The organism is Gordonia sp. J1A (assembly GCF_055393515.1).
On sequence record NZ_AP041607.1, the window covers coordinates 3229052 to 3245261 of the forward strand.

General features: G+C 66.7%; 17 protein-coding genes and 1 pseudogene. 9 read left to right on the forward strand and 9 right to left on the reverse strand.

What is annotated here, in order from left to right:
- Positions 1-185 precede the first annotated feature (185 nt).
- Complete coding sequence (locus ACZ5QD_RS15040) at positions 186-716, reverse strand: sigma-70 family RNA polymerase sigma factor (protein ID WP_464367276.1); 531 nt, start codon at positions 714-716, stop codon at positions 186-188.
- A gap of 33 nt (positions 717-749) precedes the next feature.
- Between ACZ5QD_RS15040 and ACZ5QD_RS15045 the strand changes: the two are divergent.
- A pseudogene (locus tag ACZ5QD_RS15045) lies at positions 750-1442 on the forward strand (IS256 family transposase); the annotation flags it as partial.
- Between the two features lie 310 nt (positions 1443-1752).
- On the opposite strand, the gene ACZ5QD_RS15050 reads toward ACZ5QD_RS15045, so the two are convergent.
- The 5 genes from ACZ5QD_RS15050 to ACZ5QD_RS15070 all read right to left on the reverse strand — a co-directional run bounded on the left by ACZ5QD_RS15050 (position 1753) and on the right by ACZ5QD_RS15070 (position 7521).
- Complete coding sequence (locus ACZ5QD_RS15050) at positions 1753-2997, reverse strand: MFS transporter (RefSeq protein WP_348808972.1); 1245 nt, start codon at positions 2995-2997, stop codon at positions 1753-1755.
- Positions 2990-3799 carry an ABC transporter ATP-binding protein gene (locus ACZ5QD_RS15055; protein ID WP_348808971.1) on the reverse strand — a complete coding sequence of 270 codons (810 nt, stop codon included), beginning with the start codon at positions 3797-3799 and terminating at the stop codon, positions 2990-2992. Before ACZ5QD_RS15055 ends, ACZ5QD_RS15050 begins: the two co-directional genes overlap by 8 nt.
- A complete protein-coding gene (locus ACZ5QD_RS15060) occupies positions 3796-4854 on the reverse strand; it encodes a FecCD family ABC transporter permease (protein ID WP_068744867.1) in 1059 nt (352 codons plus the stop codon). The genes ACZ5QD_RS15055 and ACZ5QD_RS15060 overlap by 4 nt, the downstream gene beginning before the upstream one ends.
- On the reverse strand, positions 4854-5882 hold the full coding sequence (locus ACZ5QD_RS15065; RefSeq protein ID WP_464366909.1) for an ABC transporter substrate-binding protein: 1029 nt from the start codon (positions 5880-5882) through the stop codon (positions 4854-4856). Before ACZ5QD_RS15065 ends, ACZ5QD_RS15060 begins: the two co-directional genes overlap by 1 nt.
- 868 nt (positions 5883-6750) lie before the next feature.
- Positions 6751-7521 carry a hypothetical protein gene (locus ACZ5QD_RS15070; protein ID WP_348808968.1) on the reverse strand — a complete coding sequence of 257 codons (771 nt, stop codon included), beginning with the start codon at positions 7519-7521 and terminating at the stop codon, positions 6751-6753.
- Positions 7522-7697: 176 nt separating this feature from the next.
- On the opposite strand from ACZ5QD_RS15070, the gene ACZ5QD_RS15075 reads away from it, so the two are divergent.
- Positions 7698-8084 carry a hypothetical protein gene (locus ACZ5QD_RS15075; protein ID WP_348808967.1) on the forward strand — a complete coding sequence of 129 codons (387 nt, stop codon included), beginning with the start codon at positions 7698-7700 and terminating at the stop codon, positions 8082-8084.
- A 29-nt stretch (positions 8085-8113) separates the two neighbouring features.
- Here ACZ5QD_RS15075 and ACZ5QD_RS15080 read toward each other — a convergent pair whose 3' ends face one another.
- Complete coding sequence (locus ACZ5QD_RS15080; RefSeq protein WP_348808966.1) at positions 8114-8458, reverse strand: hypothetical protein; 345 nt, start codon at positions 8456-8458, stop codon at positions 8114-8116.
- A gap of 75 nt (positions 8459-8533) precedes the next feature.
- Here ACZ5QD_RS15080 and ACZ5QD_RS15085 point away from each other — a divergent pair, with 75 nt between their 5' ends.
- Complete coding sequence (locus tag ACZ5QD_RS15085; RefSeq protein WP_348808965.1) at positions 8534-8944, forward strand: hypothetical protein; 411 nt, start codon at positions 8534-8536, stop codon at positions 8942-8944.
- A gap of 18 nt (positions 8945-8962) precedes the next feature.
- Here the strand turns inward: ACZ5QD_RS15085 and ACZ5QD_RS15090 are convergent, their stop codons facing one another.
- Positions 8963-9322 carry a hypothetical protein gene (locus tag ACZ5QD_RS15090; RefSeq protein ID WP_348808964.1) on the reverse strand — a complete coding sequence of 120 codons (360 nt, stop codon included), beginning with the start codon at positions 9320-9322 and terminating at the stop codon, positions 8963-8965.
- 18 nt (positions 9323-9340) lie between these two features.
- The gene (locus ACZ5QD_RS15095; protein WP_348808963.1) at positions 9341-10456 is read right to left on the reverse strand and encodes an ImmA/IrrE family metallo-endopeptidase; all 1116 of its coding nucleotides are present in this window, start codon (positions 10454-10456) and stop codon (positions 9341-9343) included.
- Positions 10457-10717: 261 nt separating this feature from the next.
- Here ACZ5QD_RS15095 and ACZ5QD_RS15100 point away from each other — a divergent pair, with 261 nt between their 5' ends.
- The 6 genes from ACZ5QD_RS15100 (at position 10718) to ACZ5QD_RS15125 (ending at position 16182) form a co-directional block, all read left to right on the forward strand.
- On the forward strand, positions 10718-11422 hold the full coding sequence (locus tag ACZ5QD_RS15100) for a hypothetical protein (protein ID WP_348808962.1): 705 nt from the start codon (positions 10718-10720) through the stop codon (positions 11420-11422).
- Entirely contained in the window at positions 11419-12543 is a 1125-nt protein-coding gene (locus ACZ5QD_RS15105) for a tyrosine-type recombinase/integrase (RefSeq protein WP_348808961.1), read from the forward strand. The genes ACZ5QD_RS15100 and ACZ5QD_RS15105 overlap by 4 nt, the downstream gene beginning before the upstream one ends.
- A complete protein-coding gene (locus ACZ5QD_RS15110; RefSeq protein ID WP_348808960.1) occupies positions 12530-14530 on the forward strand; it encodes a tyrosine-type recombinase/integrase in 2001 nt (666 codons plus the stop codon). The genes ACZ5QD_RS15105 and ACZ5QD_RS15110 overlap by 14 nt, the downstream gene beginning before the upstream one ends.
- Positions 14527-15021 carry a DUF6262 family protein gene (locus ACZ5QD_RS15115; RefSeq protein ID WP_348808959.1) on the forward strand — a complete coding sequence of 165 codons (495 nt, stop codon included), beginning with the start codon at positions 14527-14529 and terminating at the stop codon, positions 15019-15021. Before ACZ5QD_RS15110 ends, ACZ5QD_RS15115 begins: the two co-directional genes overlap by 4 nt.
- 146 nt (positions 15022-15167) lie before the next feature.
- Positions 15168-15509, forward strand: coding sequence for a hypothetical protein (locus tag ACZ5QD_RS15120; protein WP_062367454.1), 342 nt, complete (start codon positions 15168-15170; stop codon positions 15507-15509).
- A gap of 97 nt (positions 15510-15606) precedes the next feature.
- Entirely contained in the window at positions 15607-16182 is a 576-nt protein-coding gene (locus ACZ5QD_RS15125) for a dihydrofolate reductase family protein (protein WP_062367455.1), read from the forward strand.
- Positions 16183-16210 lie beyond the last annotated feature (28 nt).

The window sequence follows — 16210 nt, forward strand, 5'->3', positions numbered from 1 at the left end:
CTGCGGATGGCCGTCGACGGTGGTCACAATCTGCCTCGATCTCCCCGGTCGCTGAATCGCATGATCTCCGGATACGTAAGTGAACTGCTACATGAGCAGTCGTCCGCGCGTTGACAATAGTTCCCTCGAGAGCCTATGTTGTGGCGGACGTCACGGGCGGCCGATTCTGTCGCTGCCAACCGGTGCTAGACGCTGCGGCTGTGTTCGTCGCTAGCGGAAGCTGCCTCGACGAGAGCCTCGCGTGCCCGGGCCACGCGGGACCGGACGGTGCCGATCGGGCATCCGAGCACATCGGCCGCTTCCTGGTATGACAGTCCGAGGATCTGAGTGAGCACCAGTGCCTCACGCCGATCCTCCGGTAGCAGATCGATCATTACCTTGGTCTCTACGATTTCCTGCCAGCGGATAGGTGTTACTTGAGCGCGCCGGGTTTCAGCTGCCGCTACCCAGTCGGCGGTACCGGCGATACGGGGCCGCGACATGGCGCGACGCACCTCGTCGGCGCATACCCGTCTGGCGATTGACAGCAGCCAGGTGCGGGCCGTCGACTGGGCAGTGAAGCGGGGAAGGCTCTTGATGGCTCGCAGGAAGGTCTCTTGGGTGAGATCGTCCGCGGTGCTCCGGTGCCTGAGGTGGGCGATGAATCGCCAGACGTCGGCTTGTGTCGACCGAACGAAGAAGTCGAGGGCAGCGTTGTCGCCTGTGGCGGCTTGCAGGGCTGAGTGGGTTACCTCCGCCTCATGCTCACCCTGGTGGTGGCGACGGGGGTGTCGGACACCGGCACCCGCGAGGTGCTCGGCACCGCGGTCGGTGAGAGTGAATCGTATGAGTTCTGGAAGGACTTCCTCACCAGCTTGAAAGCACGCGGTCTGCACGGAGTGCACTTGGTGATCTCTGACGCTCACTCGGGTCTGAAAGCTGCTGTGGCGCAGCAGTTCACGGGCGCGGCGTGGCAGCGGTGCCGGGTGCATTTCATGCGGAATCTGCATGGGGTGGTGCCGGCGAAGCAGCAGCCGGTCGTCACCGCCGGGGTGCGGACGATCTTCGCGCACACTGACCGCGAAGACGTTGCGGCACAATGGGATCAGGTCGCTGACAGTTTCGATACGCCGATGCCGAAGGTGGCGGCGATGATGCGGGAGGCCAAAACCGATGTGCTCGCGTTCTTGCCGTTCCCGAAATCCCATTGGCAGAAGATCTGGTCGAACAATCCGATCGAGCGGCTGAACAAGGAGATCAAGCGCCGCGCCGATGTCGTGGAGATCTTTCCGAACTCGGAGGCGTTCCTCCGGCTGGCGACAGCGGTGGTGATCGACGCTCACGACGAGTGGCAAGTCACCCGCCGCTACATGTCCGAGGTGTCGATGGACGAGCTCCGCGCGGTCCTCGCCGAGAAGGCGAAAGCCGCCGCACTACTGGACGAGCAAGCCCAACTCGCCTAGCGTTCACAACGACTCGTTGATCAGAACGCGTGACGCCCACGCCCGATCCGAAGTCCACCACCCCACGGGGCTCTATCGCGGTAGATGTAGCGCGCGGACTGCTCATGAGGGGGCGGCCGATCTAGCTTACTGCTACGGCACGGTGCCGCGCGGAGTCATATGGATCGCGCTGGCACCGAGCGACTCTGACTCACCAATTCGGGGACGGAGACCCCGTGCGGATACGCCACCGTTGAACTACCCGGCTGTTGCACCCTGAAGTCGGTTGGAAGACTCGACCGCCGTCAATCGCGGCGCGGCGCCAATCAGGCTAAGCGTTACGGGCCTCGCGCTGCTTCCGGTTCGTCACGGTAAAGCACGCGCTGGCGAGGATCGCGCCCGCGGTTGCTCCGATCAGGGCGAGGGTGCCGTGAGGGGAGGTGGTGAGCGCGAGACTGGCGACGAGGGGGCCTATCGCGAAGCCGGCGGTTCGCGCCAACTGCATGGTGCCGGCGACGGTCGCAGTAGCGCCGGCGGGGGCGCTTTTCATCACCCACGCCTGGGTGGGGCCTCCGTAGAGGCCCATGCCGACTCCAACCACGATCAGGGCGAGCAGCACGACAAGGACGTCTGTGCGGCCCAGCATCGCGGTCAGGGCCGTCAGCCCTACTACGACGGTCGTTGCGCCGGTGATCGCTACCCTCGCGGGGCCTTTCGCCTCGGCCAGCCGCCCGGCGAGCATCGATGTCGCCGCCATCACGAGAGCGAAGGTGGTCAGCACCGCGGCGGTTCGCGCCGCCTGCCAACCCTGGGTCTGGAAGACGTAGGACACGGTGAACTGCATGGCCTGCATCGCTGCGGCGAGGCCGAGCGTGCCCAGGAGAAGTCCGTGCAGAGCTCTGGTTGCGGTGATCGACCGTAGCCTCCGCGCCGACCGGAGCAAGACGCCGCCGGAGCCGTCGCTCGTGTCGGCGCCCGGAGGTGGCGCCGGTGCTCGGGCGGCGGAGGGCAGTGCCCGCAGGATCAGCAGTGCCGCGGCAATCGCGAATGGGATCTTGACCAGGAAGGCGGCCCGCCAACCGGCCGCATCGACGGCGAGACCGCCCAGGACCGGTCCGAGAACCGCCCCGACAGGGCCGAGGGTGGCGGTCACAGACAGCGCCGTCGGAGCGCGTCCGGCAGGAGCGGACCGGATCGCGAGCATCGGCATCATCACGAACAAGATGGCACCGGCAGCGCCCTGTAGACCACGGACTGCGATGAGCCACCACAGGCCGTGCGCGGTGGGCGCCGCCCATGCAGCAATCCCGCTGAGCCCGAAGACGCCCAGCGCGATAAGCACAACCAGGCGCATCGGACGACGGTCGAGGAGGAAACCGACCGGGATCAAGAGCACCGTCAGCGGCAGTTGGTAGGCGAGAACCACCCACTGCGCAGCCGCGATGGACACGCCGAGATCGGCTGCAAGAGACGGGAGCGCGATGTTGACCACGCCCATCTCCGCCATCGCGGTCAAAGACAGCAATCCGGCAGCGGCCAGAAGTGGCCGGTTGAAACCGGTATCCGTGTCAGTCATGCGGTCCTCCCAGGTAGTCGACGGCGATGATCGGACGCCCGGAGCGGGTATCGGTGGAAACCGTTGCCGTGACCCCGAAGACGGCGTCGAGCAGGTCGACAGTGAGCACGTCGCCGGGGGCGCCGTGCGCGACGATCCGGCCGTGGTGCACGACGAACAGGGTGTCGCACGCCGCCGCCGCGGTGTTGAGATCGTGCAGGGTGATCACCGTGGTCGCGGCTCGGCTGCGCAGGATCCGTAGTAGCTGGACCTGATGGTTGATGTCGAGGTGATTGGTAGGTTCGTCCAGAACCAGGACCTCGCCGCCCTGCGCGAAGCATCGGGCGAGCAGGGCGCGTTGCTTCTCGCCACCGGACAGGTGCGCGAACGTGCGGTTCTCGAATCCCTCCAGTCCGACATCGGCGATCGCTCGGCGTACCGCGTCGGCATCAGTTGTGGTCGCGCCGCCGAACCGGCCCTGGTGTGGGATTCGCCCTAGCGCGACGACATCGCCGGTGGTGAAGTCGAACTCGGTTCCGCGCTCCTGCGGTACCGCGGCCACGAGGCGGGCTGCCTCTGCTGCGCCTAAGGAACGGATGTCGCGGTCGCCCACCAGAACTTTGCCGGCGTGCGGTCGTAGATCTCGGTAGATGGTGCGGAGGAGCGTCGATTTGCCGCCGCCGTTCGGGCCGACGATCCCGGTGATCCGGCCGGGCTCGGCGACGACTGTCGCACCGTTGACGATGGTGGTGCCCGACAGGACTACGTCGACGTGGTCGAGGTGGACGCCGGTGAGTGTGGGCCCGGTCGTGGACGGTGTCACGCAGTCCTCCTCTGATGGCGGCTGACGAGGTAGAGCAGGGTGGGGGCACCTATTACCGCGGCGACGACGTTGATCGGCAGTTCCTGGTTGATGACCCTGGTGGCCAGCCGGCACAGGAGATCGACTCCCGAGAGCAGCAGAGCCCCGCACAGTGCGGAAGCGGGAAGGAGCTTGCGATGGTCGGTACCCACGAGGAAGCGGGCGATGTGGGGGATGACGAGCCCGATGAACCCGATCGCACCCGAGAACGCCACCATCACCCCGGTCATCAGGCTGGTGATCACGAACACCTCCGTGCGCACTCGCTTGGGCGAGATCCCGAGCGAATTCGCGGTCTCGTCACCGACGATGAGCGCGTTGAGCGGCCGCGCGAGCGCGAACAGTCCGATCGCCCCTGAGACGACGACCGCTGCGACAATCGGGATCGCGGGCCCGATGGCACCCGAAAGACTGCCCATGAGCCAGTGGAGGATCCCCTGGGTGAGATTGATGTCGTCCGCCTGCAAGACCAGGAAGCTGGTGAACGAGGCGAAGATCTGACCGATGGCCACGCCCGCGAGGATCAACCGCAATGGTGCGACGGCGGCTCCCCGCGCCCCGATGAGCCACACCACCAGGAACGCCGCCATCGCGCCGAGGAACGCGGTGACCGGTAACGCGAAAGTCGTCGACACGAGGGCCGCGGCGGTACTGCCTCCGAGAACCAAAGTGGCGACCGCCCCGAAGGAAGCACCGGACGAGACCCCCAGCAAGTAGGGGTCGGCCAGCGGGTTACGAACGATCGCCTGCACCGCGACGCCCACCACACCGAGCCCCGCCCCGATCAGCGCCGCGAGAACCGGCCGGGGGAACCGGACACGCCAGATGATGATCTCGTGGCTTCCCTCGACCAAAGGGCGTCCGAGCAACTGATCGGTCAGTATTCGCCAAACATCCGACACGGCGATGTCGGTCGACCCGAACGTCACCCCGAGCACCAATAGGGCGATCAGCGCCGGAACGCCCAGACCCCACAGCAGCAGGCGTCGGGACCCTCCCGGTGCCGCGACGGCCATCATCGAAGCTTGGAAAGCTCTTGTGAGAGAGAACGGATGACTGTCGCGTTCTCCACACCCGGGAGTGTGAAGTCCTCGGCGTAGGCGCGCACGAACCTACCCTCTCGGACCGCGCGTAGGCCTGCGATCCGCGGATCACTCTTCAGCTGGTCGAGCAACGCCTGGTAGCTGCGGTCGACGGCGTCCCGAGACGACTGCCGTGTGACGGCGACGACGATCACGTCCGGATCGCCCGCAACCACGTCCTCCCACGAGCTCGCGAACTGCGCCTTATCGACTGCGCGGAAGATGTTCGTTCCACCGGCGAGCTCGATGATCGCGTTTCCGATCTGGCGGTTGCCGATGGTGCTCGCCTGATCGTTGTTGCGGGCCGACGTCAGGTACAGCACCTTAGGGCGAATCGCGTCAGCGGCTACGGGTTCGGTTCGCATCGACTCGACCAGCTTCTCACCCTCCTGCTGCCGCCCGACCAAGGCTGCCAGCGACCGGATATCGGCCATCACACCGTCGAGAGTGGTGACCGGTGCGGTGAGGGACGCTGTGCAGGCGGACGAGCGGAGTACGACCCGCTTCATCCCCGCTGCCTGGAAATCCGCCGCCGTGGGGCCGGTGATACCCATCATGGTCATGCCCTCATAGGGATCGATGTAGACCTGCGCGCCGGACTGCAGGAGCTTCTCCTTATCGGCTGCGCGGGCCCCCAGTGAGGGCACCTTCTCCGCCTGTGCTCGGACGTCGGCGGACAGCGCACCGGCCCCGTCGGACCACGCAGTACCCACAACCTTGTCGGCAGCCCCCAGACGAATGAGCAGTTCCAGTGCTGCGGTGTTGCCGGTAGCGATCTTCTCGACGGGACGATCGAACGAGACTTCCGTACCGTCGCACAACTCCATCACCGCCGGGGGTGCCGCGCTCGACGACTGCGGCCCCGACTCCACTGAGGAACAACCCGCGAGCGCAACTGTCAGTGCGAGTCCGATGGCCGCAGCGCCGACGCCCGTCCTGAAGAAGGTCCGTGTGCTTTGCATAGGTGCATTGAACACCAGCGCGCGCGACGTGTATACCGCGGTGGGGTAGCTGGCACAGAGGCGAAACAATTGGAGCGCCTTGAGGATAGGGCTGAAACTCGTGGGAACTTTTCGGCGCATTCGGACGACGCGGTAAGTTCCCGCGGCAAGTGATCGACGCGGAAATATCTATACCGGTTATGGAAGTGCTTGGTGTGGCCGTTGAGTAGTCATCGATGGCGGCGAGTCGTAAGAGATCCTGCCGGGGAGTTGCTGGACTGAGATTCCGGCGATCGACGCCTGTGATGATTGACTGGACAAACCGGACGCGGCTCGAGCTCGACGACGTCGCCCCCTTGAGGGGCCAAACGTGGTCGCGGCTCGCTCAGCGATTCCGACGATGGCCCCGCGTTGGGTCCGTCTCTGTCAAGGCACGGGTGATCGAAACGATGACCGACGAACGCCTGAACTGCTCGGTGTCGAAGGGGCTGGCAGGGTCGTCGAACCAGACCAGCGACTGGTCTCCAACGCGGGGCCACCGGCTCACTCTCGTGATCCGGTGAGTAATGCCGTCGTAGTCGAATGCCCCCGTCGGGCTGGCAGGGCCAGGGCGACGCGTATACGTCAAGGCGTCCAGATCCCACAGATGCGTCGATCCCTGCGATTCCACCACCCACCTGCCGCGCATACCCGCGGTGAGTTCCCCCACCGTCTCGGAGCTGGGTTCGCTCGGGTTGGATGACCGCGGAAGATTCGCACTGTCTGGCATGGGGCTCCCTTGGATCTCTTTCGTGCTCGTTGTCTCTCCACGGTAAACGGCATGCGAGGAGGATTTATGGCGAGGCAGCCACCGTCGGGGCGACGACATCATGTGGGTGGAGGCGTAGATCTAGTCGACGGGCTCGAGGACGCGAGGATGGATCAATTCGATCCGCGGGACGTGGATATCGACGCCACCGAGGACCCGCACCCGCGGCCACTCGCCGTCGACCATCGTCAGGCCGGCCTGCGTGGGCGTCAGGCCGTCCTCTGTCGGGATCAGGCACGCCTCACCGGGGCCGGCCTTGCACCCGGGGCAACCGGTCTTGACCTCAATGGAGATTCGCGACTTTTCGAGCTCGAGCTTCTCCTCATCGGTGGCGTGGCGCCAGCAGCCGAAACCTTCTTGGTGGCCGACTCCGGCCTGGTACAGCGGCCGCATCTGGCAAGGTTTCCCGTTCGTCTTCGGCCGGAGGCACTTCTGCTTGAGGCTGCGGTCGAGGTCGTCCTTCTTGGCCTTGATCTGCTCGGCGTTGAGAGTCATCTGCGTCAGGTAGTCGGCGGTGTTGTCGCCGGCTGCCTCGTACAGGGCGAACACCTGTCGCGGGGACTGGGGGCCTGTCCAGCGCCGGCTGTCTGACCCGTACACGGCGACCGGCAGCTTGCGTGCGACGATGCCGATCGCGACCTCGATGTACCGCGCCAGATCGGTGTGCATATTGCCCACCCGCTCTGGATAGATCGCGATGCCGTACTCGGTCTCGATCCGTGCGGCCTCGCGGTTGAAGCCGTTGACGGCGATCTCCACCTGCCGCAATGCCGTCATCAGCGGTGTGTGATCCAGCGGTGCGGGTTCGGGCTTGTGGCGCGGGGTGCGGTTGCGATCTGATCTTCGTGACATTGGTACGAGCGTGCCAGTAACCAATTCGGAGGTTGCTCGACGGTGGCGCACTGCTTGGTAGGAGCGGTGTGCGAAATGCGCGCGCGAAATACCAGGGGCATACCCTCGAACCCAAACGAACAGACCATGCCGGGCCGCTTATACCGTGGTGTAGGCGTCCTGGCAGGCTGGTCTGCATGGCCGACGAGGTGAGTGAGGATGACCTGGCGGGGATCCGCGCACGGTTCCTTCCCGGGTGGTACGGGTCCCTGGATGTCGGGCCGGGCTGGTACCGGCTGATCGTCGATCTCGACCAGGAGCTGGGCGCGATCGATCCCGACTACCAGCTAGTGCAGGTCAAGGAGAAGTTCGGTGGGCTGCGGTATTACGTCGAGATCGAACCGGACCGGCCCCGGCCGGGCTTCGATGAACTGATCCGGGCAGCGGAACGACGGTCGGAGCGGACCTGCGAGCAGTGCGGCCGCGGTGGCGGCCTCACGCGCCGCGGAAGCTGGGTCCGGACCCTGTGTGCCGCGGACGCCGCGGCGAGCGGATTCGTCCCCGACGAGGCCGCACCCAAGTAGAAGATCGGTGCGGGTCCGGTGCGCGGCGTTCAGTCGCGAGTGTCACGTAGCGGATGGTCGGCGAACCGGGTCCACGGCACCGTCGCGTCGTGATCATCGAATGTGAGCGTGATGCCTAGCTCGCGCACGCCAGCGGCGGTGAGATGACGCTGGAGTGCGGTGAGCACCTCGGCGGGCGTGCCGGCACCGACTTCTGCGGCCGTCGTGGCCACCGCTTCGTCGAGTTGGAGTGCGGCCGTGCGATACCGCTGATCGATCAGGTCCATCTCGGCGGTGATGGCGTCCACCCGGGCCCGCCGGTCCGGGTCGGCGAGAATCCGCGCCAGCCGCTCATTGCCGGACACGAACCGCACCTCGTCGCCGCTTTCCGTCATGGTCGTCAGTATCCACGCTGGGCGCGACGTTATCCGGGTGGACAAGTGCACCGGGCCGCGCGGATCATCGCCTCCGTGGACGAGACGACAACCGGCGGCGATGCGGGAGCGATACTCGACGAGATCGTCGGGCCCTTCTACGACGCCGACGGTGTCACCGGATACCTCGGTCTGGACGCCGATGACCTGGCGCAGATGGTCGCCGCGGAGCAGGTGATCTGGGTGCCACTGGCCAGTGGCACGCCGGTGTTCCCCGCGTGGCAGTTCCCCGACGGCCGCCGGGTGGACGAGCGACTGCTGACCATCTGGCAAACACTGCGGCGCGCCGCCGAGCCGTGGACGGCGGCCTGCTGGATGTGCGCGCCGTCAGCGGACCTCGACGACCAGACGGCGATCACCTACCTCACCAGCGGCCCGCATGACACCCGCCACCTGGACACCGTCCTGGCACGGGCATCCGAAGACTGCGCCCGCTGGATGCAGTAGCGCGCGGCATCAGAGCGGTTAGCTGCTACCGGTTTCGGCGGACCCTTCCTCGGGGACCTTGGCCGTGAGACCGCGGGCGTGTGCTAGGCGCCAGGCGGCGGCGAGGTTGTCGGCGCGGCTATGCCAGGTCATCTCGCCGAGGTACTCGGAGTACTTCTTCGTCGCATCAGTCCACCGCAGCTCCGCGTACAGGCGCCGGTACTGGCACCGCAGCACCACCCGCCCGAGAGCGTCGGGCGCGGTGCGAATGGCACGGTTGTGGCGGCCACCTGCGGCGTCGTCCTGCTCTTTGGCCTGCACCGCCTTGTTCGAACCGCGCGGGACTCGCCAGTGGTGGTCTTTGACCGCGTCCTTGCGGTTCCAGCCCCACCGTGACATCCCAGGCGGCCCACGGTGTTAAACGACGGTCAGGTGCCGGCTGCCGGCGGTAGCACCGTCAGGTGCACCGAACAGGCAGGTGCGCTTGTCGGGGCTCAGCAGTGTCAGGGCGTCGAGCTCGGTGCTGCTGTAGCCGTCGGTGGCGAGCTGCGCGAGGATATCCCGCGCGAGCTCGGGGGTCTCGGCCGGGATACCGGGCCGGGCGCCGTACATCCGGCCGGTTTCGTTGAGTAGTCGGAACATCGCCCGGTACTGCCGGTCGGAGAGCACGCCGCGCTCGCGTGCTCGGACGACGAGCGAGGACTCGCTCACTCCCCAGTCCAGGCGCAGCTCGTCGAGCTCGTGCACCGTCCGGGTCGAGACACGGTCCAGCGCCGGGCCGATGTCGTCGACCGGGGCGAGGAACTCGGCGGCGAAGACATTTGCCCGTCGCTCGGTTTCGGCGGGGCTGACCAGTGTCATCGCATCCATCACCAGGTGCCCGAGTTCGTGCGCGAGGGTCATGCGCATCCGGTCCGGCGGTAGTGCCGCGTTGACGTACACCAGGTGCGGGTGATGCGCGGTGGCGCGCAGGGTGACCGCGTCGATCTCGCGGTCGTGGAAGTCCTCGACGACGACGAAGACCCCGGCCGCCTCCAGCAGTTCGGTCATCGACCGGATGGGCCCGGCGATGCGCCAGAGCCGGCGTAGGACCTGCGCGACGGTGATCTCACCGAGCTCGGCGGCGTAGTCCCCGGGGTCGAGATCGGGCAGCGCCAGCTCCGGATCGAGGTCGGTGTGGGCCGCGACCCGGCCGAGCCGCATAGCGACCAGGTTGGCGCGCGCCCAGACGCGGTCGCGCTTCCACTCCGCAGTGGTGGCGTTGGCGCGGAAGTGTGTGCCCTGCGCAGGGGAGCGCTCGAACGCAACGCACAGAGCATCCACTGGGCACTGCAACGCCCGCGCGTAGTCGTCGAGCGCCTTACCCGCCAGGGGCAGGGCACCGGCCTCGACTCGGGTGACGTGCGATCCGGAGACCCCGGCCTCCTCAGCGAGCCGCTTCTTCGACCAGCCGTGCGCCAGTCGCGTCAGCGCAACCATCACCGGATTCGCCTCGGCCTGCGAGATGAGTGCCGTCACCCAGATCGCCTCCATATCCTCGATCGATCCTTGTGCTTCACGCTATCGCGCCGCTACCGCATATCCGTGCAGAAACACCGTGTGAACTGCGACTTTCCTACCGGCCCGGTTATCTCCACCTGAAACGCAAGTGGCTGATGTGACGCACGTCTCGGTCGCGAGATCGAGGCGAACCGGTGTGGCTAATTCTGCAGGTCACGGCGTGTTGTCTACCTGAGAACTATACCACGTTAGGCAAAATTCCACGCAAGTAATTACATCGAGAGGAGACAGATCGTGACGACACTCATGGACGACCTCAACCCGCTGCAGGGAACGGTGTCCCGAAAGGAGGCGCAGCGGATCCTGCGTCCGGTGACGATCGGTATCGGCGCGCTGCTGCTGGCCGCAGTCGATCACTGGAACACACTCATGGCGGAGCAACCCGCGCATCTGCAGACGATGCTGCAGCCGCTACTGCGGGGCAGCCATGTCGCGGCGTTCGTCTCCGCCGGCACCAACGTGTGGCTGAGCACCCAGGGGATGCACCCGCCTGGACACCTGGTCAAACGGCCCTACCAGTGGTCGGAAGTCAGCAGCCACGGCCGCACCTACCTGGCGATCCATCACAAGGAGATGGACGGCACCAACTCCCGGCGCAAGGCGTTCATCAAGCAGGACTCCCAGACCCTGCAGCTGGTGGGCGATCCTACGCACTGCGAGCTGACCTGGGACTACGACGCGGCCACCGATTCGCACGTGCGACGGATCTGGGTCAGCGCCCCAGGGGTGCAGTGGGAACGGTTCGAGGTGCCGATGGATCGGGTGCAGGAGAGGTACGCCTCCTGGCGCAAGCGGGACGTACGGTGGCTGCCCGGGCGGCTAACCGCCGACGACCTCGTCGGCACTGAGGATCTCGTACGCGATGAGCAGCATCGGCGGCGTACCGACATCAAGACCCGCCGGCCGCGCCGCGACGACGGCCTCGAGGACCAGCGATGAGGGCCGCCCCGGTCACGGTTCACGGGGTCCGGTCGTGGACGGTCGTCGACGAGAACGGGCTGCCGGTGCCTGAGATCGAGCAGTTCCTGCACTGGCAGCGGGCGATCGGACGTTCCCAGAACACCGTCCGCTCGTACGCGCGGCACCTGAGCCAGTTCTACCGCTGGCTGGCCGCCCGGGGAATCTCCTGGGATGAGCTGGATTTCCAGCAGCTGTGCGACTTCGTCGCTGTCCTCACCGCAGGACTGCCGCCGCTGCCGTCACGGTGCGGGGGCCGCGCACCCGGCACCGTGAAAGCGGTCAGTGCCGCGGTCCGTGAGTTCTACGAGTTCCACCGCGTCGAGGGCCGCGGGCCGCAGGACCTGGTACTGACCCGTAACCCGTCGAAGCTGCCGCGGCGCGCGCACAGCTTCCTCGCCCACCTCGATAAGCGCCGTCCCCGAGAGGTCTCCCGACTGGCCCGGCCCGACCGGCAGCCGGCCGAGACCGTGCAGGTGATCGACTTCGAGACCGACTTCGCCAAGCTGCTCGCCGCGGCGTCGACCGCCCGTGACCGGCTGCTGCTGTCGGCGCAGTACGACCTGGGCCTGCGGGTCGGCCAAGCGCTCGGCCTGCGCCACGGCGACCTGAACCCGATGCGCAGGCAGGTGATGATCTGCCGGCGCGACGACAACGTCAACGGCGCCCTGTCGAAGCAGAAGGCCCAGTTCATCGTCGAGGCTCCGCGGCGGTTCTTCGACCTGTACGCGGCGTACCTGCTTGGTGAGATCGCCTACGTCGACAGTGATTACGTGTTCGTCAACCTCTCCCGCCCACCCGTCGGTGGTCCGATGACCTACTCCAACGCCTACCAGCTCATCGAACGGATCGGCGCCGCCGCCGGGATCGACGACCTCAACCCGCACATGCTCCGCCACACCCACGCCACCGCCCTGGCCAAGGCCGGATGGACCGCGGCCGAAATCGCCGCCCGCCTCGGCCAATCCCACTCGGCCAGCGCCGACGTCTACATCCACCTCGCCAGCGACGACCTCGCCGAAAAGCTCCGCCACACCGAGCATCTGGTCTGGCGAGAACCGCAGCAGCACCGAGTGAAGGGAGACGGCGATGGCGCACGGTAACGGTGAACGCGCCCGGTCCGGGCGCACCGATGTCTCCGCTTTGCAGGTGCCGGACGGGCCCTGGTGCGCAATGACCTGGCCGGTCGTCGATGTCGCCGGCGACCGCCGCCGCGCCGCCACCGACCCCTGCGCCGTCACCGACTGCGACGGCGAACGGTACTGGCTCGGCGGCCCCAGTGGACGCACAGGCGCCACGTCGGGCCTGTGCTACGCCCACTACTTCCAGTGGTTCCGCGCCGGACAGCCCGCCGACTTCGACGCCTGGGCCACCATCAGCGCCCTGCCCGTCGGCGTGCCACGCGGCCGGCCTGCCACCACCCAGGCGGTCGACTTCCGCCCGCTCCCGCAGACCGCCGCCGACGAAATCCGGTTCGTCGCCGCAACCAAGATCGGCCGCGGCGACTGGACCCCCAACGCCGGACTGCGCCGCGTCCTGATCGTCCTCATCGACGTCGCGCACGGGCGCATCACCAGCTCCCTGACCGAACGCCCCGTCGACGACTGGCTGCTGCTGTGCCGGCAATACTGGCCCTACACCAACTTCGACTCCCTCTGCGCCCCCTACATCCGCAGGTTCTTCCGGCTCCTGCACGGGGCCACCGACCCCGACCCATGGGCGGCGGATCACTGGCACTGGCGCGACGGATTCGAGTTCGTCCTCGACACCACCCAAGCCGGGGCGACACGAACTGCCGTCGACTGGGCCACCGTCCCGGTGCCCTGGCTCAAGGACGCCGTCAAACGCCTCGCCCGCCAACAGCTCTCCACCTCCAGCATGTCCTGGGGAACACTCACCCAGTGGCTGCGTGCCACCCGCCAATTCGCCCAGTTCCTCACCCTCGACGGCACCGTCCCCAAACCTCCCGCGGTCACCCGGACGGTGTTCCTGGACTACCTCGAATGGACCCGCCGCCCCGACACCAAGGCGAACCCCCAGCTCGCGAACACCGCCGCCTACCTGCTGGAAACACTCCGCGACTGCGGACTCGTCGACGACCTGGGATCAGCGGTCTTCCTGCGCCGCGGCGAGAACGTCCACCGCAAGACCCGCCGGCCCAGGCCCTTCCCACCCGACGTCATCGAACGCATCGACACCCTGATCGTCGACAACCCGGACACCGATCCCACCCTCCGAGCGATGATCGCCACCACACGGTGGGCAGGGTGCCGCATCTCCGAACTCGTCAGCCTCCCGATCGACTGCCTCCAACACAGCGACCAGGGGTACTGGATCGAATACTGGATGACCAAAACCAGTGCCTGGCGCCGGTTTCCCGTCCCCGACAGTCTCGCCACGATCGTCCGCGACCAGCAGACCCGCGTCCGCGACACCTACGGGCCCGACGCCGAACACCTCTTCCCCGGCGCCCGATCCAGCGCCGTCGCTGGCCGAACCCAGCCCTGGTCCACCAGCGGCCTGCGGCACCGCCTCGCCGCACTGTTCCGCGAGCACGAGATCACCGCCTCCATCACCACCGGCGAGAAGATCTCCGGCGGCGACGTCCACCGCTTCCGCCACACCATCGGGATGAGCCTGCTCAACAACGGATGGACCCAACCGGAAGTCCGCGACTTCCTCGGCCACCACAGCGACACCATGACCGCGACCTACGCCCGCATCACCGACGACACCCTCGCGCGCAAGGCCCGAGAGTTCTGGGATACCAACCCCGACAAAGGCGCTGACGCCACCGTCGAGCGACTGCGAGCCCGCTTCACCACCGCACTGCCCAACGGGTTCTGCACGCTCCCTGCGACGCAACGCTGCGAGTTCCGCCCCAACCCGTGCATCGACTGTTCCTTCCACGACCCCGGCGGTCGCACTTTCCTCGGCGCGCACATCACCCTCCGCGACCAGCTCCACCAGCTCGCCACGCAGGCGCACGAGAATGGTGATAGCCAGGCTGCGGAACTGAACAAGACCATGCTCGACAAGGTCACCAAGCTCATCGACGAAATCGGCTCTGACGCGCAGGAACCCAGGTGAGCGAAGGCGACCGCGATCACCGCACCGCACGCCTCACCGCGGCCGCCGCAGCCCGCACAACGAGCGCGACCGCCCGCGCACGCCGAGCCATCACCCGGCTGCACAACACCGGACAACCCGTCACCTTCGTCGCCGTCGCCCGCGCCGCCGACGTCTCAACCAGCTTCCTCTACAAGCACCACCAGCTCCGACAGGAAATCGACGCGAAACGCGGCACCGCCCCCGCCGGAACCGAACGCTCGACCGCGGCAACCGCAGAATCCCTCCGCACCAAGCTCGCAACCGCAATCGACCGCAACCGCGAACTGACCGAACAGCTCGCGCAACTACGCACCGAGAACGAGGCGCTCCGCAGCCGACTCCTCGACCTGGGAACCCGGCCACGCAAGAAACCCGTCAAGGAGAACCTGCAGATAAACCGACCACCACAGGGCCACAACAGCCACGATGACCCCCGTCAGCCACGTCGTGGACAGTCAGGAGGCTCCTAGAGATATCGAATCTCCTAGGCTCCACAATTTCGACAGAAGTCAGAGCTACTCCCTCTCACGAGGGGTAGCTCTTTTCCCGTCCTCGGGCACATTCCGAGGCACCACACCACCAAAAATGGCCAACCTCCCGGGTAGCGTGCGAAGCCATGAGCGCCATTCCCAGTCACTGGATCCCACACCGTCGTGAGGACGGAGAAGTCGTCGGATGGATCGACCTCGAGTCTCAGGCGCCCGACCTAATTCCGTTCGACCGTCTGGGCCGGCCGCTGGAGCCAGTGGCCGATTGGTCCGCAGCCGAGGAAGCACTCGAAGAGCGCGGGCTGGGGTTCCTGCGCAACCGGTTTCACTACCGCGGACACACGGTGCGGATCCGGCAGCTCTACTCGGATCGGGTCATTGTCACTACCGCGGTCTCCGACGCCATCGGTGACGTCGGCGACGAATTCACGCTCCCATTCCCTGCCGGAGAAGCGCTCACCGAGATCTAGTCGAGTTCCCGCCGCATTGTCACCGTCGACCGTCTCCGGACCGGTGATCCGTCGTACGCTGCACTGAGCTGGAACTTCACGAGCTGAGGAGAGAGCGATGCGACCACTCCGATACTCGATCAACGTGACGCTCGACGGGTGCTGTCATCACGAGGCGGGGATCGCGCCGGACGAGGAGTCGATGGCCTACTGGACGGCCGAGATGGAGAGAGCCGATGCTCTGCTGCTCGGCCGGGTGACGTATCAGATGATGGAGTCGGCGTGGCGGAGACCGCCGACCGGCGTATGGCCGGACTGGATGGAACAGTGGGAGGTTCCGTTCGCCGAGGCGATCGACGGGGCGAAGAAGTACGTGGTGTCGAGCACCCTGGCCACCGTCGACTGGAATGCGGACTTGGTGTCGGGAGATGTCGGGGAAGCGGTTCGGCGGCTCAAACAGGAACCTGGCGGGGGACTGTGGGTCGGCGGAGTGACGCTCCCGCTGGCCTTGGCCGACTCGGGCCTCATCGACGAGTACGAGTTCATCGTCCAGCCGGTCCTGGCCGGGCACGGGCCGACATTGCTGTCGGGTCTGCGCGAGCGCATCCGACTCGAGCTGGTGCACCGTGAGGAGTTCCGGTCGGGGGCGATGGCTTTGCGCTACCGGCGTGTTGAGAATCCGGGCGGACAGTAGAGACGCGCTCCTCGTCAGTCCGCTGAAT